General features: G+C 69.9%; 24 protein-coding genes and 1 tRNA gene. 9 read left to right on the forward strand and 16 right to left on the reverse strand.

Going from position 1 to position 23,902, the window contains the following annotated elements; genetic code table 11:
* Positions 1 to 63 precede the first annotated feature (63 nt).
* Positions 64 to 546: a hypothetical protein gene (locus EXE46_RS10815; protein WP_137688408.1), complete on the forward strand. Its 483-nt coding sequence runs from the start codon at positions 64 to 66 to the stop codon at positions 544 to 546.
* A 24-nt stretch (positions 547 to 570) separates the two neighbouring features.
* Here EXE46_RS10815 and EXE46_RS10820 read toward each other — a convergent pair whose 3' ends face one another.
* The 6 genes from EXE46_RS10820 to idi form a co-directional block, all read right to left on the reverse strand.
* The gene (locus EXE46_RS10820) at positions 571 to 1,488 is read right to left on the reverse strand and encodes an ATPase (protein WP_137688409.1); all 918 of its coding nucleotides are present in this window, start codon (positions 1,486 to 1,488) and stop codon (positions 571 to 573) included.
* Positions 1,485 to 1,799, reverse strand: a complete 315-nt coding sequence (locus EXE46_RS10825; RefSeq protein WP_137688410.1) for a DUF5827 family protein — start codon at positions 1,797 to 1,799, stop codon at positions 1,485 to 1,487. Before EXE46_RS10825 ends, EXE46_RS10820 begins: the two co-directional genes overlap by 4 nt.
* A 567-nt stretch (positions 1,800 to 2,366) precedes the next feature.
* Complete coding sequence (sod, locus tag EXE46_RS10830; protein ID WP_137688411.1) at positions 2,367 to 2,966, reverse strand: superoxide dismutase; 600 nt, start codon at positions 2,964 to 2,966, stop codon at positions 2,367 to 2,369.
* A 500-nt stretch (positions 2,967 to 3,466) separates the two neighbouring features.
* Positions 3,467 to 3,550: transfer RNA gene (locus EXE46_RS10835), tRNA-Ser, on the reverse strand.
* Positions 3,551 to 3,627: 77 nt separating this feature from the next.
* Positions 3,628 to 4,383: a DUF2064 domain-containing protein gene (locus tag EXE46_RS10840; protein WP_137688412.1), complete on the reverse strand. Its 756-nt coding sequence runs from the start codon at positions 4,381 to 4,383 to the stop codon at positions 3,628 to 3,630.
* A 102-nt stretch (positions 4,384 to 4,485) separates the two neighbouring features.
* Positions 4,486 to 5,100 (reverse strand): isopentenyl-diphosphate Delta-isomerase, encoded by a 615-nt coding sequence (idi, locus tag EXE46_RS10845; RefSeq protein ID WP_137688413.1) that lies wholly within the window; start codon positions 5,098 to 5,100, stop codon positions 4,486 to 4,488.
* 158 nt (positions 5,101 to 5,258) lie between these two features.
* On the opposite strand from idi, the gene EXE46_RS10850 reads away from it, so the two are divergent.
* Positions 5,259 to 6,710: an ATP-binding protein gene (locus EXE46_RS10850; protein WP_137688414.1), complete on the forward strand. Its 1,452-nt coding sequence runs from the start codon at positions 5,259 to 5,261 to the stop codon at positions 6,708 to 6,710.
* A 1,020-nt stretch (positions 6,711 to 7,730) separates the two neighbouring features.
* On the opposite strand, the gene EXE46_RS10855 is transcribed toward EXE46_RS10850, so the two are convergent.
* Positions 7,731 to 8,306: a class I SAM-dependent methyltransferase gene (locus EXE46_RS10855; protein WP_137688415.1), complete on the reverse strand. Its 576-nt coding sequence runs from the start codon at positions 8,304 to 8,306 to the stop codon at positions 7,731 to 7,733.
* A 72-nt stretch (positions 8,307 to 8,378) separates the two neighbouring features.
* Here EXE46_RS10855 and EXE46_RS10860 point away from each other — a divergent pair, with 72 nt between their 5' ends.
* Positions 8,379 to 9,014 (forward strand): GNAT family N-acetyltransferase, encoded by a 636-nt coding sequence (locus EXE46_RS10860; protein ID WP_137688416.1) that lies wholly within the window; start codon positions 8,379 to 8,381, stop codon positions 9,012 to 9,014.
* 28 nt (positions 9,015 to 9,042) lie between these two features.
* On the opposite strand, the gene EXE46_RS10865 is transcribed toward EXE46_RS10860, so the two are convergent.
* The 3 genes from EXE46_RS10865 to EXE46_RS10875 all read right to left on the reverse strand — a co-directional run bounded on the left by EXE46_RS10865 (position 9,043) and on the right by EXE46_RS10875 (position 11,327).
* On the reverse strand, positions 9,043 to 9,570 hold the full coding sequence (locus EXE46_RS10865; protein WP_137688417.1) for a TspO/MBR family protein: 528 nt from the start codon (positions 9,568 to 9,570) through the stop codon (positions 9,043 to 9,045).
* 35 nt (positions 9,571 to 9,605) lie between these two features.
* Positions 9,606 to 10,622: an AI-2E family transporter gene (locus EXE46_RS10870; RefSeq protein ID WP_137688418.1), complete on the reverse strand. Its 1,017-nt coding sequence runs from the start codon at positions 10,620 to 10,622 to the stop codon at positions 9,606 to 9,608.
* A gap of 108 nt (positions 10,623 to 10,730) precedes the next feature.
* Positions 10,731 to 11,327, reverse strand: coding sequence for a DUF6149 family protein (locus EXE46_RS10875; RefSeq protein ID WP_137688419.1), 597 nt, complete (start codon positions 11,325 to 11,327; stop codon positions 10,731 to 10,733).
* 212 nt (positions 11,328 to 11,539) lie between these two features.
* On the opposite strand from EXE46_RS10875, the gene EXE46_RS10880 reads away from it, so the two are divergent.
* The 6 genes from EXE46_RS10880 to EXE46_RS10905 all read left to right on the forward strand — a co-directional run bounded on the left by EXE46_RS10880 (position 11,540) and on the right by EXE46_RS10905 (position 17,433).
* Positions 11,540 to 12,115 (forward strand): DUF1684 domain-containing protein, encoded by a 576-nt coding sequence (locus EXE46_RS10880; protein ID WP_137688420.1) that lies wholly within the window; start codon positions 11,540 to 11,542, stop codon positions 12,113 to 12,115.
* Between the two features lie 201 nt (positions 12,116 to 12,316).
* Positions 12,317 to 13,555, forward strand: coding sequence for an NAD(P)/FAD-dependent oxidoreductase (locus EXE46_RS10885; protein ID WP_137688421.1), 1,239 nt, complete (start codon positions 12,317 to 12,319; stop codon positions 13,553 to 13,555).
* 69 nt (positions 13,556 to 13,624) lie between these two features.
* A complete protein-coding gene (locus tag EXE46_RS10890) occupies positions 13,625 to 15,829 on the forward strand; it encodes a PAS domain S-box protein (protein ID WP_137688422.1) in 2,205 nt (734 codons plus the stop codon).
* 90 nt (positions 15,830 to 15,919) lie between these two features.
* Entirely contained in the window at positions 15,920 to 16,135 is a 216-nt protein-coding gene (locus EXE46_RS10895) for a hypothetical protein (protein WP_241981536.1), read from the forward strand.
* A gap of 127 nt (positions 16,136 to 16,262) precedes the next feature.
* A complete protein-coding gene (locus tag EXE46_RS10900; RefSeq protein WP_137688423.1) occupies positions 16,263 to 16,679 on the forward strand; it encodes a hypothetical protein in 417 nt (138 codons plus the stop codon).
* Positions 16,680 to 16,719: 40 nt separating this feature from the next.
* Entirely contained in the window at positions 16,720 to 17,433 is a 714-nt protein-coding gene (locus EXE46_RS10905; protein WP_137688424.1) for a molybdenum cofactor biosynthesis protein B, read from the forward strand.
* A 12-nt stretch (positions 17,434 to 17,445) separates the two neighbouring features.
* Here the strand turns inward: EXE46_RS10905 and trpG are convergent, their stop codons facing one another.
* The 6 genes from trpG to EXE46_RS10935 all read right to left on the reverse strand — a co-directional run bounded on the left by trpG (position 17,446) and on the right by EXE46_RS10935 (position 23,793).
* Positions 17,446 to 18,039: an anthranilate synthase component II gene (trpG, locus tag EXE46_RS10910; RefSeq protein WP_137688425.1), complete on the reverse strand. Its 594-nt coding sequence runs from the start codon at positions 18,037 to 18,039 to the stop codon at positions 17,446 to 17,448.
* Positions 18,036 to 19,724: an anthranilate synthase component I gene (trpE, locus tag EXE46_RS10915; RefSeq protein WP_137688426.1), complete on the reverse strand. Its 1,689-nt coding sequence runs from the start codon at positions 19,722 to 19,724 to the stop codon at positions 18,036 to 18,038. Before trpE ends, trpG begins: the two co-directional genes overlap by 4 nt.
* A complete protein-coding gene (locus EXE46_RS10920; RefSeq protein WP_137688427.1) occupies positions 19,721 to 20,365 on the reverse strand; it encodes a phosphoribosylanthranilate isomerase in 645 nt (214 codons plus the stop codon). Before EXE46_RS10920 ends, trpE begins: the two co-directional genes overlap by 4 nt.
* Complete coding sequence (trpD, locus tag EXE46_RS10925) at positions 20,365 to 21,414, reverse strand: anthranilate phosphoribosyltransferase (RefSeq protein WP_137688428.1); 1,050 nt, start codon at positions 21,412 to 21,414, stop codon at positions 20,365 to 20,367. Before trpD ends, EXE46_RS10920 begins: the two co-directional genes overlap by 1 nt.
* A 258-nt stretch (positions 21,415 to 21,672) precedes the next feature.
* Positions 21,673 to 22,368, reverse strand: coding sequence for a universal stress protein (locus EXE46_RS10930; protein ID WP_137688429.1), 696 nt, complete (start codon positions 22,366 to 22,368; stop codon positions 21,673 to 21,675).
* A 135-nt stretch (positions 22,369 to 22,503) separates the two neighbouring features.
* Positions 22,504 to 23,793: a tRNA pseudouridine(54/55) synthase Pus10 gene (locus EXE46_RS10935; protein ID WP_137688430.1), complete on the reverse strand. Its 1,290-nt coding sequence runs from the start codon at positions 23,791 to 23,793 to the stop codon at positions 22,504 to 22,506.
* Positions 23,794 to 23,902: the final 109 nt, after the last annotated feature.

Below are 23,902 nucleotides of genomic sequence, written 5' to 3' on the forward strand. Positions count from 1 at the left end.
GACCGAGCGCGATCCGACGCGGCAACGAACGGGTTTAAACCCCTCCCGGCGAAACGACGGGCCATGAGCGAGAACGTCTTCCTGGTCCCGATCGACCCGGAGAACTTCGACCGAACGGTCCGGTCTCCGGTCGATCTCACCGACTACCCCGATCGCCCCGAACCCCTCGCGGACCTCGACGAGGTCCGGCTGTGGGCCGTCGACGACGACAGCGGCAACGGGTCGACGTTCGAGAAGATGAGCGAGGGAGACCTCCTGCTGTTCTACGCGGACGACGAGTACGTCGCGACCGGCCGGGTCGGCGAGACGTTCGCGGACGACGACCGCTGGGCGAGCGGCACGTTCTGGACGGCCTTCCCGACGACGCGGGTGTACACGGTCACGGAGTTCAACGCCGTCTCCGCGCCCAAGCGCGCCGTCAACCGCATCTTCGACTACTCGTCGTCGTACACGCCCGGCTTCATGCGCGTCGCCGACGGGCGGGTGACCGCCGACCTCTCCTCCATCGAGTCCGCGCTGGAACACTACACCAAGCGGAACGCCTGAGCGCGGGCCGCACGCGGAACTTCCTCAGTTCTCGACCGCACCGACTAGCGCCGCGTACGCCGGTTCGTACGCCGCCGCGACGCGCTCGGGAGCCCCGCGGACGTCGCCGGACAGCGCCGGGAGGGGTTCGGTCGCGAGCGGTTCGATCATCTCCGTCACCGCGTCGAGGTGCTCCTCGCGGGACCCCTCGCGCGGGCCGCCGGCGGCGACCGCGCGCGCCTTCGCGTACCGGTCGCCCGCGTAGATCCGGGCGCGGCCGGGGTCGACGACGGCGACCGCGTCGGGCGCGACCGGGCCGTCGCGGGGGAGCGTCCCGGCGACGTCGGCGTACGACTCGACGACGACCGGGACGGGCGTCCGCGCGACGCGCTCGGCGAGTCGCTCGGTCGCGGGGAGGTGCGCCGCGGCCATCACCTCGTTGAACCCCCGCACGTCGGAGACGCGGGTCGCGTCCGCGAGCGGGAGGCGCTCGGCGAGCCCGTCCGGGAGCAGCCCCGCCTCCTCGGCCGCGCCGTTGACGACGAAGCGCGTCCCGGACTCGGTCGTCACGCGGTCACAGAGGAACGTGCGGTCGGCGTCGCCGAGCATGCCGGTCCGCCCCGGCGTCGGCTTCCAGAGCCGGTGGACGGGGTTGACAGACTCAGGGGTGACCGCCGACGGCGACGTCGAGGCGGACTCGTCGACGGTCGGCAGCGCGCGGGTGTTCGCGGCCGCGAGCGTCCGCGCGTCCTTCCCGTAGAGCCGGCCCGCGTCGGTCGCGACCCGGTAGTCGTCGTGGTCGAACCAGTAGTCGTTGCCCGCGCGGGGTTTGACGCCGACCGCGTCGCCCGCGCGCTCGTCGAGGTGGGCGACCAGCCCCGCCGAGAAGGTGGTCTTGCCGGCGTCGACGCGCGACCCGCCGGCGACGAGGTAGGTCGGCGCGTCGGACGGCTCCCCGGTCACGCCGACTCGTCGGTCGCGGCGTCCGCCTCGTCGTCGGGCACGGCGTGCTCCGCGACCCCGTAGTAGCCGGGGCCGTCCTCGGTCAGCGGCTCGGCGACGACCATCTCGTCGGCGTGGACCATCACCCACGGCACCGCCCAGTCGACCAGCACGGCCTCGGTGTCGGGGTCGACGTCGGCGTCCGGTTCCAACCCCTGAAGCAAGCGACCGATCTCCGGGATCGTGTACATCTGCTCCGGCTCGAATAGCTCCGCTGGCTCGTAGAAGTCGCACGGGTAGGTGGCGTCGAACGCCGACTTCGGTTCGGGCATGTGCGGCGGTACGCGACCGCGTCCGTAAACGCTGCCGATACGGTTCGAACCGATCGAGACACCGCCCGATCCGATGCGGTGGCGCGTGCCTCCGAGGCCGTATCGCGGCCGAGGAGCGCGCGCGAGGGAGTCGGCGGCGACCGACGGGAGCCGCCGACGAGGCTGGGGAGGCGTGAGGCGCGCGGCGGTGCTGTGCGGGGCGGGACTCGAAGGGGCAGTCGCGAGGCGGGCAGAGGCGAAGTAAGGACCGCAGCGAGTGAGCGGAGCGAACGAGCGAGGACCGCAACGAGTGTCTGCCCGCCTCGCGGCTGGGGCTTCGGAAGTGTCCGTGCCGATCAGCTATTTATTAGCAACCACCTCAGCGTCTGACCGAGCGGCTGAAGTTTGGTGGCGTTCGTCTTCAATTCGTCAGAAATCATTTATAAATGAGCGACTGGGTATTTAAAACCCGCTCGAACACGAATTTACTTATAAATAAACCGCCCCGAACGAATCCGTCACTCACCGGGCGAGACACTGCGAAAAAATGCGGATCTCGACGCGCGTAACGCGTCCTCTCGAACGCGCTTACTCGAAGAGCTCGACGGCCTGCTCGTAGCGGCCCGACGGCTCCTCCCAGTCGACGACCTCGAAGAAGTTGTCGACGAACTCGCCGCGAGCCGGGCCGTAGTCGTGGTAGTAGGAGTGTTCCCAGACGTCCAGGGCCAGAATCGGGTGGCCGCCCCAGACCGCGCCCTGGTCGTGCTTGTCGACCACGACGTTGCGGAGCTGATTCGAGAACGTGTCGTACACCAGCAGCGCCCAGCCGCTCGCGTTGCCCGCAGCGGCTTCGAACTCGGCCTTCCAAGCGTCGTAGGAGCCGAAGTCCTCTTCGATGCGGTCAGCGAGCGCGCCCTCGGGCTCGTCGCCGCCCTCCGGCGACATGTTCTGCCAGAACAGGTCGTGGAGGATGTGGCCCGAAGAGTTGTGGGTCACGTTCCGGATGGCGCCCGCCGACGAGGAGAAGTCGCCCTCCTCGCGGTTCGCTTCGAGCGTTTCCTCGGCGGAGTTCCAGCCGTTGACGTACCCCTGATGGTGCGTGTCGTGATGCCATTCGAGCACCTGCTCGGAAATGTGCGGCTCCAGCGCGTCGTACTCGTACGGCAGCGGATCGAGTTCGTAGCTCATGCTTGTATCACCTACTACCAACATGTGTCGGAACGCTGTTAAAGATGATGCGGCACGCGCTACCACGCGTCACCGGACGTGAGCGTTATCGGGTGTACACGACCGTTACCGGTGGTGTTGCGGTTCCGAGCCGCGACCGGCGGCGACGTTTCGGCTGTCTGGCACGCGCCGACGCAGCCGGATCAGCTATCCCCGTCGCCCGCAATCGACGGCGTGGAAGGCCGGACCGTAGGACGGCACCGGGGGACGACATGACTACGGCGAAACTCTATGTAGGAGACGCGCGCGGCGCGCTTACGGTGGGACTGGGATTCGAACCACGGTCGCTCTCTGATTCGAATCACAGCAACCGCTCTCTGCTCACTGTGTTCGCAGAGAAGCGGTGGGACTGGGATTCGAACCGATGCGAGACGTTCGCCCTCGCTCCGCTCGGGCGCTGCGACTCACAGGCTTCGAATCCCGCACGAGGCGCGCGCCGCGCGGAGTGCGCCGCGCGCTTACGGTGGGACTGGGATTCGAACCCAGGAAGCCGTGAGGCTACCTGCTTTCAAGGCAGGCGCAATGGGCCACTCTGCCATCCCACCACACGTGACCGCTCGGCGTCGGCCGACTAAGTGGTGTCGGATCCGACGAACTCGACCGCTCCGTTCCGGCCGTCCGCTCAGTCCCGGACCAGCCGCCCTTCGCCGTCTTCGACGACGACGTCTAGTCCCTTCTCGTGGACGAACGCCGCCGTGTAGTCCGGCACGACGCGCTCGGCCGCGAACCGCGCGCGCAGCATCGGCACCACGTCGAGCAGGTCGTCGCCGGTCTCCAGCGAGGGCGACGGCTGCACGAAGTCCACCGAGCGGTCCGCGTCGCGGCCGCGCTCCGCGAGCGTCGGTAACGCCGGCGCCTCGAACGCGCCGTCGAAGTCGATCGGTTCGGTGAACCCGGCGTAGTACGCCCGGCCGTTCGACGAGGGGCCGAGCACGACCTCGGTCGTCCGGAGCTTCATCGCCGCGGAGTCGACGATCGTCCGCGACAGCAGCGGCGCGGTGGGCGTGACGACCGCGACGGAGTCGGCCCCCTCTTCGCGCAGCAGGTGCGTGACGGTGTTGCCGGCGCGCGCGCCGAACGAGGAGCCGACCTGCGGCTCGAAGCGGACCTCGTCGGTGCCGCCGAGGGTGTCCGCGACGAGCGTCCGGAGCTCGGCCTCCGGGCTGGTGTCGGTCCGATGCTCGGCGGGGAGGTCGTCCTCGTCGGGGTAGTTGACGAGGAGCTCGCCGCCGGAGCGGTCGACCGCGAGGACGGCGTCACGGAACCCCGCCTCGTAGAGGTCGGCCGCCTCGGCGGGCGACAGCGGCGTCGACTCGGCGATCGCGGTTCCGACGAGCCCCTCGCGGGGCGGGTTCGCCAGCAGGGCGACGACGGTCATACGGGACCGCGGCGCGGGAGCGCCTTCAAGTCGCCGCTTCGGCTCGGGGAGCGGCGTCCGCGGTGGAACCCAGCCAGAACCGGGAGCGACGGTCGCCGACGATCAGGAGAAGTCGCGCCGCATCGCGATCTCGAACCACGGGCAGAGGCGGAGCTGCCGGTACAGCGCGGGGTTCTCGTGGAGGTGGTCGTAGTCGGCCCACAGCATCCCGCCGATCTCGTCGTCGTCGGGGTCGAGCGTCGTGTCGTCGAGGGTGACCTTCAGCACCGCGCAGACCTCCCACTCGACGCCCTCGTTGGGGTAGTAGCGCTTGTACTCGAACTTGTCCGTCACCCGGAGGTCGTCGTACTGGTCGGGCGAGATGCCGAGCTCCTCTTCGAGGCGCTGCTCCGTGGCGTCCTCCTGCGACTGCCCCTCGACCGGGTGCGAGGCGACCGTCCCGTCCCAGTGGCCGTCCCACAGGCGCTTGTTCGGCGCGCGCTGGGCCAAGAGGATCCGGCCGTCGCCGTCGAAGACGAGGCAGGTGAACGCGCGGTGCCGGATCCCGTCGCCCGTGTGTGCGTCGAGCCGGTTCACCGTGCCCTGCGCGACGTCGTCGGGGTCGACGGCGATGACGTCCTGAAGCGCGTTCTCGTGGTCCGCCTCGCTCTCGCCGCCGGTGTCGCTCGCGCCCGTGCCGGCGGAATCTCCCGGCTCTGCCGCGTCTTCGGAACTCATGCGCGGTACGTCACGGACCAGCGCTAATAAGGATTCGATACGGCGGCCGCTTCACCGCGCCCCGTGTTCCGTGTCCGTCCGCCACCTACCGACCACGACCGCCCGCCACCACGGGCGGTTCGACGCTCTTAACCGCGTCCCGGCGCTACTAGCCGCGGATGAGTGACCCGGCGCTCGACGTCGTCGAGTTCGTGTTGACGACGCACTTCTACACGCAGGACCGCGACCTCGACGAGAACGACCTGCCGCCCCGATTCCGGCAGGTGTTCTGGTCGGCCGACGCCGCCGAGGACGCCCCCGGCGGCGTGGAGCGACCGCTGAAGGCGACAGACGAGACGACCCGTACCGCCACCGGCGTCGAGCGGCCGTGGGACGCGGTCTCGGAGCTCCTCTTCACCCAGCGGACGGAGTTCTCCGGCGAGATATCGCTGACCCAGCCCGCCATGGGACTGGAGTGGTACCGCGACCGCGCGGACGACGACCGGCTCGCCGGGAACCCGACGCTCGTCGCCGCCGTGGAGGCCGCCGAGGACCTCGACGCCCCGGTGACGCGCGAGGAGGCCCGCGACGACGTGCGACCAGTTCAGGCCGACCGGGTCTGGATCGACGCGCTGCTCTCCGAGTACTTCGACGAGGACGAGGACGGCGAGATGCTCGACCTCGTCAACGTCCGCGCGCCCGAGGAGATCGAGACGACGCTGGCCGACCTCGTGTTGACCGGCGACCAGGAGGGCGAGATCCAGAAGATCGTGAAGGCGATCGAACACCGCGAGTACCTCGCGGAGATCGGCCTCCGCGAGATCGGGAAGCTGCTGTTCGTCGGCCCGCCCGGCACCGGGAAGACGACCGTGTCGCGCGCGCTCGCCCACGAGCTCGGCCTCCCGTTCGTCGAGGTGAAGCTCTCGATGATCACGAGCCAGTACCTCGGCGAGACGTCGAAGAACGTCGAGAAGAGCTTCGAGGTCGCCAAGCGGCTCTCGCCGTGTATCCTCTTCATCGACGAGTTCGACTCGGTGGCGAAGACCCGCCGCTCGGACGAGCACGCCGCGCTGAAGCGCGCGGTCAACACCCTCCTCAAGTCGATCGACGAGGTGTCGCTCGTGCGCGACGAGGTCCTCCTGATCGGCGCGACGAACCACCCGGACCAGCTCGACGCCGCCGCGTGGCGCCGGTTCGACGAGATCGTCAACTTCCCCAAGCCGGACCGAGACATGCGCGCGGACATCCTCCGCGTGGTGACCAAGGAGATGAAGATCGCCGACTTCGACCCGGAGGAGGTCGCCGACCGGACCACCGGCCTCACCGGGTCCGACCTCCGGATGGTCCTCCGGGAGGCCGTCCTCGGCGCGCTCACCGAAGACCGGATGACGATCACGCAGGACGACGTGATGGAAGCGGTCGAGGACTTCGAGGAGCGCGACAATCTCAAGAATATGGATATGATCGACGGGGAGGGCGCCGAGGTGCTCGGCGAGACGGGATCGAACGACGCCCACGACCACAGCGACCACGACCACAGCGATCACGGCCACGACCACGGCGGAGAGGACGGCGAGAGCTCCGCCGACCCGACCCGCGGCGCCGAGCCGCAGGGGCGGACGCAGGACTGACGGGAGCGTTCGCGTTTACCGACGGCGGTTTCGTGTGAGGAGACGCCGTTGGGTTCCACGTTCAGACACGAGAGCGGGCGAACCGGCCGGGTGTGCGCGTATGTATCCGTCTGCGTTCACACGGAGTCGCTGGATAACAGTTAGGTAACCGGTGAACCAACTGGTACAGATGGAGCGACGGGTAGAATCGTTTCTTCTCGGGAAGTCGTCGAAACGATCGCTTCGGTATCTCGGGGGCTCGGTCATTCTCATGGCCTCGTTCCTCGGTCAACTCTATCTCGCTGGGAATTTCGACGTGGGAACGCTATCCGATTTACTCGGGAGTCCACTCGGAGTCACAGCAGTAGCGAGTGCCTTGGCGGGAATACACACGTATCGAAACGACGGAATGCTAGTGAGTATTGCCGTCGCCGTCGTCATCGTGAACGGCTATACGCTGTACGGCGTCATCTCGCTCAATCACCCCCAACCCGACTATGGACTGTTAACCGGTGTGGGAACAGCGATTATGTATGGTACGCCGATTGGGGTTATCTCATCCACTATCGCGTCTGTGGTACGTCGATATGCTCCGAGCCAATCTCCAGCAGTGAAAGAAAAATAGGACACTGTGCTCTGTTGAAATCCCGTTCTTCAAGTATGTTCTCGCCTGAAACAGCCGGTTGGTGGGAATCGCTTATAAGACGGTTATGTTGTGGCTACTGTTAGTAGTACGAACAGGATCGATGCTTGTGCGGTGAACACTCCCGAAGCCCCAGCCGCGAGGCGGGCGCACGCTCGCTGCGCTCCTCACTCGGTCGCTCACTCCGTTCGCTCCCTGCGGTGCTTGCGTCACCTGCGCCCGCCTCGCGGCTGCCCCTTCGAGTCCCGCCCCGCACCGCAACCGCACCTCACGCCTCCCCAGCCTCGTCGCTCGCTTCGCTCGCGACTCCCTCGCACGCGCTCCTCGCGCCCGATGGGCGCTCGGAGGCGCGCGCCACCGCTCCGCAGATCGGTCGCTTCTCTCCCTGTACTGACCGATCACTGTCGGACCCCGACGATCGTGTAGCCGAACCCGCGGTCGACGATCCGCGGGTCGAGACCCGCGTCGTCCATCGCGCTCGCGAGGTCGCTCGGCGTCCGGAACCGCGACTCCATCCCGATCGCGTGCTCGCCGGCGACGAGCAGTCGGCCGAGGGGGTGCTCCGGGTCGAACTCGCGGACGACGAGCGCGCCGCCGGGCGCGAGGACGCGCGCCGCCTCCGCGAGCGCGGCGTCCTGCTCGGGGAGGTGGTGGAACGCGTCCACGATCGTCACCGCGTCGACGCTCCCGTCGCGGAACGGGAGCCGTCCCGCGTCGCCGGCGAGTCCAGAGAGCCCGCGGCCGCGCCGCGCCCGCGAGAGCATCTCGACGGAGGCGTCGACGACCGTGATCTCGGGGCCGGTCAGCGCGGCCGCCGCGCGCCCCGACCCGCCGCCGACGTCGAGGAGGCGCTCGATCGGCCGCGCGGCGTGGTCGAGCCCCACCGCCAGCGCCTCGCCGTCCGCCGGCGGCATCGCGAGGTCGTACAGCGGCGCCACCCGGTCGAAGAAGTCCACGTCGCCGAGCCCGTACATGAGCGTGGCCAGCGGTTCGACGGATAAAGGGCCACCGACCGTATTTATCCGTTCCCCGTCGTACGACGCCGCATGGAGTACGCGCTCGTGTGTCCCCCGGACGAGGGGACGACCCTGCGGCTCGACTACCGGGCGTTCGCGTACGCCGGGAAGTTCGTCGTCGGCGCGCCGGGGAAAGCGGTGATCCGAACGCCGGACGGGAGCCCGGCCGCCCCCGACTGGGAGCCCGACGAACCGCTGCCCGACACCGTCGACCCCGAGGCGTTCGACGAGGACGTCGTCGCGGCCGTCTCCTTCTCGCCCGACCGGACCGACCCCGCCACCTGCCGGCTGCGGTACGTCACGGTCCACGCCGCGCGGCGAGGGGAAGGGATCGGTCCGCGACTGATCGGCGAGACGGTCGCCGACCTCGCCGCTGCCGGCTTCGACCGAGTGAAGATCGCCGTCAACAACCCGTTCGCGTACGAGGCGTGCCACAAGTGCGGCTTCGCGTACACCGGCGAGCGCACGGGGATCGCCGAGCTGGAGCTGGCGCGGCCGACCGCGGAGCCCGCCGCCGTCGACGCCGAGCGATACCGCGAGGGGCTGCGGGCGTTCCGCGAGACGGACGGGGAGCTGAGCCGGGCCGAGCGCCGCTTCGTCGCCGAGCGACTGGAGCGGGGGCCGCCGTCGGTGGACGACGCGATGGATTCCGCGGGAGAGCGTTAGCCGAGCGGAGGAGTCGGGCGGGAGGGCGCTAGTTGAGCGCCCAGATTGCGTAGTTGAGCGCGGTCGCGAAGCAGACCCACGCGAGGTAGGGGAGCAAAAGCACCGCGGCGCGGCGGTCGACGCGGTCGAAGGCCCGGATTGTGGCGGCGACGAGCGGGAGGAGAACGGCGAGGACGACGAGTCCGAGGTCGGCGCGTTCGAGCCCCCAGAAGACCGGCGACCACGCGACGTTGACGGCGAGCTGGACGCCGAACAGCGCGAGCGCGGTCCGGACGTGCGCCGCCGATGCCGCCCGTCCCGACGCCGCGCCGTCGCGGCCGGCGAGGTAGACGAGCGCGGCCGCGGCGCCGCACAGCGCGTACAGGATCGGCCAGACCACGCCGAACGCCCATCCCGGCGGGTAGAAGCCGGGCAGCTCCAGCGACACGAACCACGCGCTCTCGGTGGTCGTGAAGGGGACGCCCACCGCGCCGATCAGGTTGACGGCGACCGCCGCGGCGGCGATCAGGAGGGCGTCGCGCCGGTCCGGGAGTCGGGAGGTCGTCGTCGTTGCCATGGACGTTCTCGACCGCGCTCGGGCTTAAGCCCTGCTCAGATCACGTCGTAGTCCTCGCGGAACGTCTCCAGCGTGGCCGCGAGCACGCCGATCACGATGGGACCGACGAACAGCCCGGTGAACCCGACCGAGTAGATGCCGCCGAAGACGCCGAGGAGGATGATCGCGGGATTGAGGTGGGCGCGCTGGTCGATGACGAGCGGCCGGGCGTAGTTGTCGACCATCGCGATCACCGCGACGCCGTACACCGCGAGGAATATCCCGGCCGTGACCTGATCGACGATCACGAGGTAGGCGGCGGCGGGCCCCCACACGAAGAACGCGCCGATGAGCGGCAACAGCGCCAGCACGGCCATCACGAACGTCCAGAACACCACGTTCGGGATTCCGGCGACCCAGAGCCCGAACCCGGCGACGACGGCCTGAAGGAGCGAGACAGAGATGTGACCGATCACGACGCCGCGCGTCATCGCGTCGACCCGGTCGACGAGGTCCGCGGTGACGTCGGGCGGGAGGGGACTCGTGTCCCGGATCCACCCGACGAACGCCGGCCCGTCGATGAGCGTGTAATAGAGGAGGAACAGCGCGAGCGACAGGCCGACGGAGGCCCTGAGCCCCGTGGTGACCACGCCGCTGAACCCGCCGAAGAGGACCTCGACGAGGAGCTCGCCGGCGGTCTGGAGCAGGTCGGCGACCTCCGGGTCCTGCCCGGTGAGCGCCGCGATCTCGGCTTCGATCGCCGCGACGTTGATCCCGGTCTCGCCCGCGGCGATGGCCGTGAGGTCGCGCACGAACACCCACGAGATGTACGCGAGCGGGATGATTACGGCGACGATGGCGGAGAAGATGAGCGTCAGCGCCGAGAGCATGTGTCCGAACCGCTTCGAGACGCGGGCCCGGAGCCACCGAGAGAGCCGCCGGTGGAACGGATAGAGGACGAACGCGAGGATAGCGGCGGCGATCACGTACTCGACGAACGGGAGGATGACGAAGAGCGTTAAAAGCGCGACCGACCCCATGAGAAGCAGGAGGAACGATTGCCCGCGGTTCATGGGACACCGTCTCTCCGGTGGATTATAAACGTGGCCGGCGGGCTACCGTAGTCGTCGACGCGGCTGCCGAGTGCCGACGGAGAGACACTAAAAAAAAACTGAGTGCGCTCAGGCGCTCGCCTCGTCCTCGTCGAGCCCGGGCGCGACCGACGGGTCGACCTCCTCCGGCTCCTCCGTGTCGCCGCCGACGACCGTCTCGCCCTCGTCGGTCTCGACGTACACGTCGTCGGCGAAGCCGGCCAGCGCGTTCTCGTACTCCGGCGTGTCGAGCTTCGCCGGGGTCTCCGGCGCCTCGGCGATCCCCTCGGCCGGGCGGAACTCGCCGAGCGGGTCGTCGATCGTGATCGAGTACCGGGTGAAGAAGGACTCGTAGCGGCGGTAGTGTTCCTCCAGCTCGTCGCCCGGGATCTCCATCATCTCCGTCCAGCCGTGGTTGAAGAAGTCGAAGTTCGCCTGGACGTGGGTGATCTCGCGCGCCTCCGCCTCGGGGAAGCCGGCCTCCAGTGCGGCGACGTAGGTGTCCATCGTCGCGTCGAAGAAGCTGTCGAGGTGGTCGCGGCGCTCCTCGCGACGGTCCTCGTCCGCCTTGTTGAGGAAGATGCTCGTGTGGAGGTCGACGAGCTTGTCGTTGGCGACGTCGCCGACGACCGGCGTGGTCAGCGCCTTCTTCGCGGCCCAGTGGCGGATGTTCTGCCGGATTTTCATACCCTCGATTGGGCCGCGACGCTCTTGAATGTGTGGCGTCGCGACCGCGGCGACCGCGCCGCTCCCGCCGCGAGCGGGCGACGCAGCGACGTCGCCGACCGCGTGTGTACGCTGGGTCCGCGTGAGACGATCAGTGTGCGAGTTCGACCGTGTACGAGTTCGATCCCACCGCGGAAGTATTATTGTGTACAAAACACAATATCGGGGTGGATATGGAACCGGACGAAGTCGACGACTGGACGGCGCAGGTGGAGGCGCAGCGCGAGGCGAAGGTCGAGCAGTTCCGCGATTCGGGGCGGTCGCCGCTGCCGGTCTCGATGCGCGGCGACGCGTTCCCGGGTCTCGACTACTTCGAGCCCGACCCGGCGTACCGATTCCGACTCCCGCTCCACGAACACGACGAGAAGGAGACGGTGACCGTCGAGACGACCGCGGACGGCGAGCAGACGTACCGGCGCTGGGGCGAGTTCCGGTTCGAGGTCGACGGCGAGTCGGTGACGCTTCAGGCGTACCGGCCGGCCGACGGCGCGGACCGGTTCTGGGTCCCGTTCCGCGACGCTACCAGCGGCGACGAGACGTACGGCGCGGGGCGGTACCTCGACTTGGAACCCGACCGCGACCGCGTCGACGGCGAGTGGATCGTGGACTTCAACCTCGCGTACAACCCGACGTGCGCGTACAACCACGCCTACGAGTGTCCGCTCGTGCCGGGCGAGAACTGGCTCGACGTCGCGATCGAGGCGGGCGAGAGGGACTTCCCCGCGGAGCCGGCCGAGCCGGACCGCTGACACCTTTCTCCGGGTCGATCGGCGCGGACCGCTGACACTCTCGCCCGGATCGATCGGCGCGGACCGCTGACGGCTCTCTGATCCCCCGCGAGCGGCGACTCGCGGGCGCCTCGCCGCTCGGTTCTCCGAGACGTGTCGGGGGTTATCACGGCCCGAACGCGGATGACAACCCACATTAACCATGAATCCGAACGGCCGGATATGAGCGATTCGTACGTGATCATCGGTGACGGTATCGCGGGCGCGTCCGCGGCCGAGACGCTCCGCGAGGAAGCGCCCGACGCCGAGATCACGGTTCTCACGGACGAGGGTGAGTCCCTCTACAACCGGATTCTGATCAAAGAGTACGCGAAGGGGAAACTCCCCGAGGCGCCGATCTCGATCCACCAAGAGGACTGGTACGACGACCACGACGTGGACCTCCGGCTCAACACGGTCGTCGTCGACATCGACGTCGACGCGGACGCGGTCCGCACCCACGAGGGCGAGACGTTCGAGTACGACTCCCTCCTCCTCGCGGTCGGCGGCACGCCCCAGCAGCTCCCGGTCGAGAACGCCGACGCCGACGGTATCCACCACTTCTGGACGTTCCAAGACGCCCGCAACATCAAAGAGAGCGTGGAGGGCGCCGAGAACGGCGTCATCGTCGGCGCCGGCCTGCTCGGGATCGACTTCGCGGCGATCTGCGGCGCGCAGGACGTCGAGGCGAAGTACCTGATGCGTGGCGACAACTGGTGGCGATACGCGCTCTCGGAGGAGGGCGCGGAGATCATGCACGAGGCGATGCGCGAGCGCGGGGTCGAGCCCGTCTTCGACTCTGGCGTCGACCACTTCGAGGTCGACGACGACGGCCACGTCGAGGCCGCGGTCGACCCGAACGGCGAGCGCTACGAGTGCGACTTCGCGGGCGTCGCCATCGGGCTGAACTTCAACACCGAGCTCGTCGAGGACACGCCGCTGGAGCTCGACGACGGCATCGTCGTCGACGAGTTCATGCGCACCAACGTCGACAACGTGTACGCCGCGGGCGACATCACGACGTTCAACGACCTCATCCTCGGCGAGCGCGGCAAGAACGGCTCGTGGGGGTCGGCCAAGGAGCAGGGGACCATCGCGGCCCGCAACATGGTCGAGTACGGCAGCGAGGCGTTCGAGTGGGTCTCCTCGTACTCGATCACTCACTTCGACTTCCCGTTCCTCTCCTTTGGCCACCCGACCATCGGCGACGACTCGGTGGAGGCGACCACCGGCGAAAACGAGTGGCGCCGCGTCGCGCTGAAAGACGGGAAGGTCGTCGGCGGCGTGCTCATCGGCGACCTCTCGCCGCAGTCGGCGTTCAAACAGCTGATGCGCGAGGGCCGCGACGTGAGCGGCCAGACGGACCTCCTGATGGAGCCCGACTTCTCCGTCGACGACCTGGCCGCGACGACCGAGCAGTAAGTCGGTCCCGCGGGCGGTCGAGATATCTTCCGGTGTCTTTTGGGCCGCGAGCGCGTACGTCCTGTTCCGATGAACTCCGGACGGGCTCCCGACGGTGACTTCTTCGCTTCCTTCGTCGCGGAGTGTTCCGACCCGGTCGTCTCCGTCGACGGCGAGGGCGTCGTCGTCTACGCGAACCCCGCGACCGAGGCGGCGTTCGGCTACGAACTGGACGAGCTGGTGGGCCGCGACCTCGCCTCCGTCGTCGCGTCGGACGACGACGCGGGTACCGAATCGGTCCGGGCCCGGATCGCCCGGGCCGTCGGACTCGACGAGGTCGGAAGCCTCTCGGTGCCGATCCGGCACGCCGACGGTCACGCCGTGACGTTCTCCGTGCGTTTTCACGGACACGCGCCGGGCGGCGGCGAGGGGACGGAGGCGGACGACCGCGACGAGGGGACGGAGGCGGACGACCGCGACGAGGTGTACACGGGGATCTTCCGCGACCCCGTCGAGGAGGCGGGCGGACAGCGGGCCGAGACGTTCCGAAACCTCGTCGAACACGCCGGCCACGCGATCTACGTCACCGACACCGACGGGACTATCGAGTACGTCAATCCGGCGTTCACGGACAACACCGGCTACGAGCCCGCGGAGGCGCTCGGCGAGACGCCGGCGATACTCAACTCCGGCGAGATGCCCGACGGGTACTTCGACGCGCTGTGGTCGACGCTCTCGGCCGGCGAGGTGTGGGAAGAGGAGATTGTCGACCGACGGCGCGACGGCGAGTCGTATCACGCCCACCAGACGATCGCACCGGTGGTCGACGACGACGGCGAGATATCCCGGTTCGTCGCCATCCAGACGGACATCACGGAGCGGAAGGCCGCCATGGGACGGTTGAAGCAGTACCGGGACATCGTCGAACGGCTCGACGACCCGGTTCTCCTTCAGAACCGCGACGGTGAGTTCGAACTGCTTAACGAGGCGGTGGGCGAATTCGCCGACGTCCCTCGGGAGGAACTGTACGGCACCGACGAGTTCGCGTTCATGGACCCGGAGACCGCGGCCGAGGTCGACGAGCGTCGACGCGAGGTCATCGAGGCCGAGGAGACGGTCGAGTACGAGGTCTCTCCCGAGTTCCCGGCGAGCGACCGCGAGGCGACGTTCAGCACGCGGCGGTACCCGTACTACGACGCCGATGGGGAACTGACCGGTACCTTCGCCATCTGTCGGGACGCCACCGACCGCAAGCGGCGCGAACGAGAGCTGGAGCAGTACGAGCACGCCGTCAACGGGGCGACCGACCTCATCGCCGCGGTCGACCGAGAGGGACGGCTCCTGTTCGCGAACCCCCAGTACCGGGCGTATCACGGGCTCGGGGACGGGGACGTGACGGAGCTAACGCTCGCCGACGTCGTCCCCGACGAGGGGTACGCGGACGTCCGGCGACAGGTGGATCGAGCGCTCCGGGGCGAGACGGTGGAGTACCGGACGACGCGGACCCATCCGACCCGCGGCAGGCGGACGTTCGACGTCCGGTACTACCCGCTCGACAGTCCCGACGGGGAGACGCCGGACGGGGTCGTCGGCGTCCTTCGGGACGTGACCGACAGCGAGAACCGCGCCCGACAGCTCCGCGTCGTCGACCGCGTTCTCCAGCACAATCTCCGGAACGCGCTGACCGTCGTCCGCGGCCGGGCGGAACAGATCGCGGCGGGCGACGCGGACCCCGCCGCCGCGGCCGAGTACGTCGTGTCCCGGGCCGACGACCTCTTGGAGACGAGCGAGAAGGCCCACCACATCACCGAGATACTGAGCGACGCGCCGGACCCGGAGCCCGTCGACGTCGGTCGCGTCGTCAGGCAGGTGGCCGCCGCGGCGGCAGAGGCGTTCCCGGACGCGACGATCGACGCCTCGACGCCCGACGACGGGGTCGCGATGGCGTCGGCGACGACGTGGCTCTCGCGCGCGATAGACGAGCTACTCCGGAACGCTGTCGTTCACCACGACCGCGACGAGCCGACCGTCTCGGTGTCGGTCGAGTCGAGTCCCGAGGGGATCGACGTGCGGGTCGTCGACGACGGCCCGGGGCTGAGCGACATGAACCGAGACGTGCTGGTCGACGGCACGGCGGTCGACGCGCTGTACCACGGCAGCGGGCTCGGTCTGTGGCTCGTCTACTGGGTCGTTCAGCAGTCGGGCGGGTCCACCGCGGTCTCCGACGCCGACCCGCGCGGCACCGAAGTTGCGGTGACGCTCTCTCGGGCGGCGGCTCCCGACGCCGCCGACTGAACGTCCTCCCGGGCCGGGGCGCGGACCGACACCGTTCGACTCGGTCGCCGCCGCGAAACGTTTATGATTAATCGTGCTATACGATAGCACATGCCACTTAGAGACACCGGGAGACGACTGCGGCTCCGTCGTACCGGCCGTGTCCCGGCCGACGCGCGGGTCCGTCATTACGACGAGCTTGACGACGACGAGCAGGACGTCGTGCGGGAGCTGGCCGGCGACCCGCGGACCGCGCCGGAGACCGGCGACCTCGACGACGGCGACGTCGTGAAGTTCACCGACTACTACCGGATTCGGGCGCGGTGAGCCGTTCGGCCGAGAATCGGCGACCCCGACGGGGGCGCCGCGGGGGCGCTGGCCCAGTCGGTAGGCGGCCGGCGCCGGACCGGCGCGGAAGCGAAGTTGTTTTCGCCGGGCGGAGGTAACCGGGCGCATGGACAGCGGCGGATCCACGGACATGACGCTGGCGTTCGAGCTGGAAGCGCTGAAAGCGCTCGCCGATCCCAACGGGGTGTTCAACAACGCCCGACAGTGGACGGAGTACGTCGGCGTCGTCAGCGAGAAGCCGACCTACGTGGTCACGAACTTCACGCGGAAACACCGCGTGCGACAGGACTTCTTCTCCGGCCCGCGCGGCGTCGAGGAGAGCTTAGAGAACATCAGCGGGCAGTTCGACACGGACCGCCACGTCTTCGTCGGCGTCGACGACGAGGACGAGGCGGTCGCCGAGGCGACCGGCTGGGAGTTCCTCCACGTCGAGGACGCCGCCGAGGCGGCCGGATGGACCCTCGCAACCGGCGACGAAACCGACGAGGCCTCCGAGGAGCAGACGCGCGACGACTGGCCCTGAGACCGGGAGGTGTTTTGTCGCGGGCGACCAACGCTGAGTCATGACTGACCAGCGTGACGGCTCCGAGGCGGACGATCACCACGACCACGAGGGCGGTCACGGTCACGAGCACGGCGACCACGACGGTCACGGGCACGGTGATCACGGCGACCACGAGCACGGCGACCACGACGGCCACGGGCACCATCACCACGACGCCGACTCGGTCGCGGTCGCGGTCGTCACGGTGTCGTCGTCGCGCAGCGCGGACGAGGACCCGGCCGGCGACTACGTCGCGGCCGCGTTCGAGGAGGCGGGCCACGAGGTCGCCGTCCGCGAGCTAATCGGTGACGACTACGACAGCGTCCAAGGGACCGTCGACCGGCTGGCCCGGCGGAAAGACACGGACGCGGTGGTGACGACAGGCGGGACGGGCGTCACGCCCGACGACGTCACGCCGGAGGCCGTTCGCGGGCTGTTCGCGAAGCGGCTCCCCGGATTCGGCGAGCTGTTCCGGCGGCTCTCCTACGACGAGGTCGGCACGCGGACCATCGGATCGCGCGCGACCGCCGGGGTCGTCTCCGCCACGCCGGTGTTTTGCCTCCCGGGCTCCGAGAACGCGGTACGGCTCGGCGTCGACGACGTGATCCTCCCCGAGGTCGGGCATCTCTCCGGACTCGCCGCGCGCGGGCTCGACGACGAGGCGGAAAACGGCGACGAAGCGACCGACGACGGAACGACCGACAGCGACGGATCGGCGAGCGAAGAGGCCTGACGCGGCGGCGGCTCAGACGGCGGTGAGGAAGTTCCGGATGAGGTCGTGACCCGACCCGGTCAACACGCTCTCCGGATGGAACTGGACCGCCTCGATCGGGTGTTCGCGGTGCCGGATCCCCATCACGATCGACTCGCCGTCGTGGTCCGTAGTGGCCGTCACCGCGAACTCGTCGGGGACCGTGGTCGCCGCCAGCGAGTGGTAACGCCCGGCGCGGAACCCCTGGTCGAGTCCGCGGAACACCCCCTCTCCGTCGTGGTCGACGGGGAACGCCTTGCCGTGGACCGGTTCAGGGGCGTGACCGACCGTTCCGCCGTACTCGTACACCGCGGCCTCCAGCCCGAGACAGACCCCGAGCGTGGGGACCGTCGGTGAGAGCTCGCGCAACACCGGCATCGTCACGCCCACGTCGCGCTCGTTCTTCGGATGGCCGGGTCCCGGACTGACGATCACCGCGTCCGGCTCCGCGGCCTCGATGTCGGCGAGCGACGCGGTGTTCTTGAACACCTCGACGGCGACGCTTTCCCCGTCTATCGTCTGGTCGGAGACGTACTCGACGAGGTTGTACGTGAACGAGTCGAAGTTGTCGACGACGACGACCCTCATCGTTCGGCCTCCGTTCCGGTGGCGAGCGGCTCGTCGGTCTCGGCGTCCGACTCGCCGTCCGCGCCGTCACCGTCCTCGCGGATGCGGTCGATCGCGGTCAACACGCCGTCCATCTTCTGTTCGGTCTCCTCGTACTCGGCCGTCGGGTCGGAGTCGGCCACGAGGCCGGCGCCCGCCCGCACGCCGACGACCGACTCCTCGCCCGACTCGTCGAGCGTCGCGGTCCGGATCACGATCGCGAAGTCGGCGTCGCCGGTCCACGAGTAGTAGCCGACGCCGCCGCCGTACGCCTCCCGCGGGGTCGTTTCGAGGGCGTCGATGATCTCCATCGCGCGCACCTTCGGCGCGCCGGTGAGCGTCCCGGCGGGGAACGTCGCCCGCGTCGCGTCGAAGGCGTCGGCGTCGGCCGCCAGCGTCCCCGTCACGGTCGACTCGATGTGCTGGACGTGGCTGTACTTCAGCACGTTCATGAACTCCTCGACGCGGACGGAGCCCGGCTCCGAGACGCGCCGCACGTCGTTGCGCGCGAGGTCGACCAACATCGTGTGCTCGGCGCGCTCCTTCCCGTCCGCCAGCATCTCGCCCGCGAGCCGGCGGTCCTCGACCGGGCTCGTTCCTCGCGGGCAGGTGCCCGCGATCGGGTTCGAGACGACGCGGTCGCCCTTCACCGAGACGAGCGTCTCGGGGCTGGCCCCGACGACGCTCCGGTCGTCGTGGCGCAGCACGTACATGTACGGGGAGGGGTTGACGTCGCGGAGCGCGGCGTAGAGGCCGAGCGAGTCGACCTCGCCCCGCAGTTCGCGGCTGCGCGATATCACGCCCTGATAGATGTCGCCGTCGAGGACGTGCCGCTTGGCGGTCCTGACCGCCTCCTCGTACTCCTCGCGCGGGTCAGCGGACTCCTCGCGCACGCGGACGCCGTCCGGGTCCGGCGGCGCGGCCTCGCGCAGTTCGGTCGCGACGCGCTCCGCCTCGGCGACGAGGTCGTCGTACACCTCGCCGGGGTCGTCGTCGACGCCGATGACGGGCGTGAACACGAGTTCGGCGCTGCCCTCCCGCTCGTCGAAGACCACGGTCCGCGTCGTGAGCGCGAACTCGGCGTCCGGAAACTCGGTCTCGGGACGGTCGACGCCGACCTCCTCCAGCCAGAGGTCGTAGACGGCCTCGTACGCGAGGAAGCCGACGAACCCGCCGGAGAGGATCTGGCGGTCGGTGTCGGGGAAGCCGCGGAGGCTCACGTCCGGGAACGCGGCGCGAACGCGGTCTATCGCGTCGCCCGCGTCGGGGCCGAGGTCGCCGTCGACGCTCGGGTCCGTGCCCGAGGCGTCGTCGAGCCCGCCGCCGACGAACTCCGCCGCGGGGCCGAGCTCGGTGACTTCGGTGCGGTCCGGGTGGACGGAGACGACCGCCTCCGGGTCGTAGCCGACGAACGAGTAGCGGGCGTGCCTGTCGGCCTTCCCGCCGGAGGTGAACGCGCCGTCGGGGTCGCTGGAGGCGACCTTCTCGCCGGATTCGAGGAGGAAGCCGTACGGCCCCTCGCCGACGAGGGTCGCGTACGCGCCGAGCGGCGTGACGTCGGCGTCGAGCGAGGCCGACGCGCGGACGACGACCGGCCGATCCGCGTCCGCGGCGAGCTCGACGAACTCGGCCTTCGAGCGATCGAGCGAGGGGGCGGGGTCGCTCATGCCAGCTCCATCTCCCGCCCCGCGTTCGCGACGAAGCGGGCGACCGCGTTGTGGTCCTTCCGCCCGCCCTCGATCTCGACGCCGGAGGCGACGTCGACCGCGAAGGGGTCGGCGACGCGGACCGCCTCGGCGACCGTGTCGGCCGTGAGCCCGCCCGCCAGCACGACCGGCGTGGTGAGCCGCGCGGCGAGCTCGCCGGTCGCCTTCCAGTCGTGCGTCTCGCCGGTGCCGCCGGCGCCCGACTCGTCGGTCGAGTCGACGACGAAGGCGTCGACCGCGCCGTCCAGCTGCTCCGCGCGGGCCGGGTCGTCGGCGTCGACCGTGAGCAGCACCGTTCGCTCCGTCTCCGCGCGGACGTACCGCAGCTCGTCGGCGGTCCACTCCCCGTGGAGCTGGATCGCGTCCGGGGCGACCGTCCGGGCGAGCTCGACCGCGCGCTCGGCGGTGTCGGGCATCGTCACGAGCGTCGCGGTGACGAACGGGGGCACGTCGGCGAGCAGCTCCGCCGCCGTCGCGGGGTCGACCTCGCGGGGCGAGTCGACGGGGACCTCCGTGATGACCCCGACCGCGTCGGCGCCCGCGTCGACCGCGGCGCGCCGGTCGGCCTCCCGGGTGATCCCGCAGATCTTCACGCGCGCCATCAGTCGTCGTCCTCCGAGCCGGAGACCGTCTCGGTCCGGGCGGTCGCTCCGTCGCCGCACAGCGCGGCGAACTTCTCGGCGGCCGCGCCGGAGTCGATCGCCTCGGCGGCGCGCTCGACGCCCGCAGCGAGCGTGTCGGCCTCGCCGGCGACGTAGATCGCGGCGCCCGCGTTCGCCAAGATCAGGTCGCGCTTCGCGCCCGTCACCGAGCCGTCGACGATCCCCCGGAGGTCCGCCGCGTTCTCCTCGGGCGAGCCGCCGGCGACCGCATCGATCGGGGCGCGGTCGAGTCCGAGGTCCTCGGGCGTGATCGTGAACTCGGTCACCTCGTCGCCGTCGACCTCGGCGGCGACGGTGTCGTCATGGATCCCGATCTCGTCCATCCCCGCGCCGTGGACGACGAGCGCGCGCTCGACGGGCATATGCGCCAGCGACCGCGCGATGACGGGGACGAGGTCGGGGTCGTAGACGCCGAGCACCTGCGCGTCGGCGCCCGCGGGGTTGGTCAGCGGCCCGAGGACGTTGAAGATCGTCCGCATCCCGAGTTCCTTCCGCGGGCCGATGACCGCCTTCATCGCCGGGTGGAAGACGGGCGCGAGCATGAAGCCGATCCCGTCTTCCTCGATCGCGGCCTCGACGGCCGGCGGCTCGGCCTCGACGTCGGCGCCCGCGACCTCCAGCACGTCGGCGCTCCCCGACGAGGAGGAGACCGAGTAGTTGCCGTGCTTGGCGATGGGGACGCCCGCCCCCGCGGCGACGATGGCGGCGGTCGTCGACACGTTGATCGTGTCGTGGTCGTCGCCGCCGGTGCCGCAGGTGTCGACGAGCGGCTCGCGGTCGGGCTCGATCGTGCGCGCCGCGTCGCGCATCCCCTGCGCGAACCCGGCGATCTCGGCCTCGGTCTCGCCCTTCGTCCGGAGCGCGGCGAGCAGCGCCCCGATCTGGGCCTCCGTCGCCTCCTCGAAGACGAGCCGCGCGGCCTCGCGCGCCTCCGCTACGGTCAGATCCTCCCCGTCCGTCACGCGCTCGACCGTGTCGTTGAGATTCATTGTGTTCACCGATGTAGTATTCCGCGTTGTGATGTACAAGTATGTACACTAATTTAACGCTGTCGCCGCGACGTGAGACGGTGACAGGGAGAAGAGGAGGAACGGCAGCACGCGACAGGATCGGAAGCTGGCGCGGCGGGGAGGGATAGAGATGGGCGCGGCGGAGAGACAGAGAGGGACAGAGGGGGACGCGTCGGAGAAACGGGGAGGGAGAAAGATCAGCGATACCACGGACGGCAGACGTGGCAGACGGAACGCCTACGCCGCGTCGAGTTCCCTCGACCCGTCCGCCTCGACGACGACGACGGGGACCTCGGCGTCGCCGACGACCGTGTCCGTCGTGGAGCCGAAGACGAACCGGCCGACGGTCCCCGTCGTCGGCGCGCCCACGACCGCCAGGTCGTAGTACGCCGACTGCTCGACGATGGCGCCCGCCGCGGTCCGGTCCTCGACCAGCCACCGGTCGACGCGGTCGAACTCGCCGAGTCGCTCCTCGGCTGCGTCGAGGAGCCGCTCGCCCGCCGCGGCGTAGTCGGCCCCCTCCGGATCGCCCGCCTCGACGGCGGTGCCGGAGGCGTCCTCGTCGGGGCCGGCGTCGGCGAGCGCCGCGTCCGAGGGGACGACGTGGAACAGTTCGAGCCACGCGTCGGTCGCCGCCGCGATCTCCCGCGCGACGTCGACGGTCGCCCCCGAGTGGGGGCCGGGGCCGACGGCGACGAGCACCGAGGAGACGCGGTCGGGCCGCTCCGCGCGGTCGGCGCCGTTGAGCGACACGTCGGCGGCGGTCGGGACGTCGCTCGCGTCGGCGACCGCGGGGCCGATCACGGCGTCGCCGACCGCGGGCGAACCCGCGTGGCCGGCGCCTCCGGTTCCGGCCGACTCGGCCGACTCGCCCGACCCGCCCCGGGCGCCACCGTTTCGGGCGCTTCCACCGTCGACGTCGCTCCCGTTCATACGTGATCGTCTGACGCTCGTCAGATAAATCCCGTTGGTTCCGCGTCCCTACTCGCGTTCTCGCGTCCTGACGGCTCCGAGACGATGGTCCGGGAAGAGTGGTCCGGGAAGAGTGGTCCGGGAGGGCGGAGCGCGCTACTCTCGGAAGAACTCGTCGCGCTCGAACGGTTCGTCCTCGCCCTCGACCGCGAGGACGTCAAGCGCGGTCACCTCGGCGGCGACCCCGAGCAGGCCGGCAAGGCTCGGCTCCGTGCGCCCCTCGTCGCCGGAGATCAGCTCCTTGATGTAGAGCCCGCCCTCGCCGCGGATCTCGACGGTCGCGCGGCGCGGGTCGCCGGCCTCCGGTTCGGCGGTGGCCTCGTACACCTCGCGCTCGCGGGTGAGGCTCGCGCGGCGGTGGTCCACCCGGTTCGGCGTGTACTGCTCGATCGTGGCGCCCACCAGTTCCTCGACCGCCGCGGCGAGCGCGTCGGCGTCGACGTCGGCGTCGAAGGTCACCTGCGCCCGGTAGCGCTTCCCGGCGTCGTGTTCCTTCACGCGCTCGACCATCTCGTAGGTCGCGAGCCGCAGCCCCTCGACCTCGACCGCGCCGTCGGCGAACGCGTTGATGTCGGACTGGAGCCGCTCGGTGTCGACCCGGCGCCGGCGCGGCTCCTCGACCTCGACCACGAACGGGCGCCCGGTGCCGAGCATGAGGGCGTCGACGTCCTCGCGGCCCGCGCCGTGGAACGTCGCCTCCGTCCCGTCCATCACGTCCTCGACGATCGGTGCCGTGTACTCCTCGACGCTGTCGTCGTAGAGGTAGCCGGAGCCGCCGCAGTGGTCGCAGGGGTCCGCCCCCTGTCGCCCGGACCCCTTACACTCGCGGCAGGGCCACTCGGTCTGCGGGATGTCGCGCTCCAGTTTCCGGTACCGGCCGTAGACGAACGTGGAGTTCACCTTGGCGTCGATCTCGTCGTCGGCCAGATCGATCGTGAACTGGACGTCGGGACGGTCGAAGGAGACCTCCGCGCCCGTCGCCCGCCCGAACCGCTTGCCGACCTCGCGGTTGAACTCCGACTTGAACGGCTCGCCCGCGTCCTCGTCGAGGCCGGCGTCGGCACGGAGGAGGGCCTCGTTCTCCTCGATCAGCGGCGGGGGGCGGGTGCCGACGTTGTACGTGGCGAACTCGACGCCCTCGACCGCCTCGGCGGCGCGCTCGGCCCACTCGTCGAACTCGGCGCAGCGCCCCTCGCAGACCCAACACTCCGCCGTTTCGACCGGCTCGTGGTCCTCGTCGTCGCGCAGCGCGAGCGACACCCGGAGCGCCGAGCCGCGGTCGGCGTTCGACAGCCCGAAGCTCCGGTCGGCGACGAGCCGGCCGAGACAGGCGTCGCACACCGGGCCGGTGTCGGTCGCGCGCGCCGCGACGTCGAGTACGTCCATACGCTCACCAGCGCGCCGCGTGGTAACTGTCTTACTACTCGGGCGGGGACCGTCGCACGGGTCGGCCGCGCCGCCCGTCGCGCTCGCGAGGCGGGCGGCGCGGCCGACC

This window comes from Halorubrum sp. GN11_10-6_MGM (assembly GCF_005435165.1).
Classification (GTDB): Archaea; Halobacteriota; Halobacteria; order Halobacteriales; family Haloferacaceae; genus Halorubrum.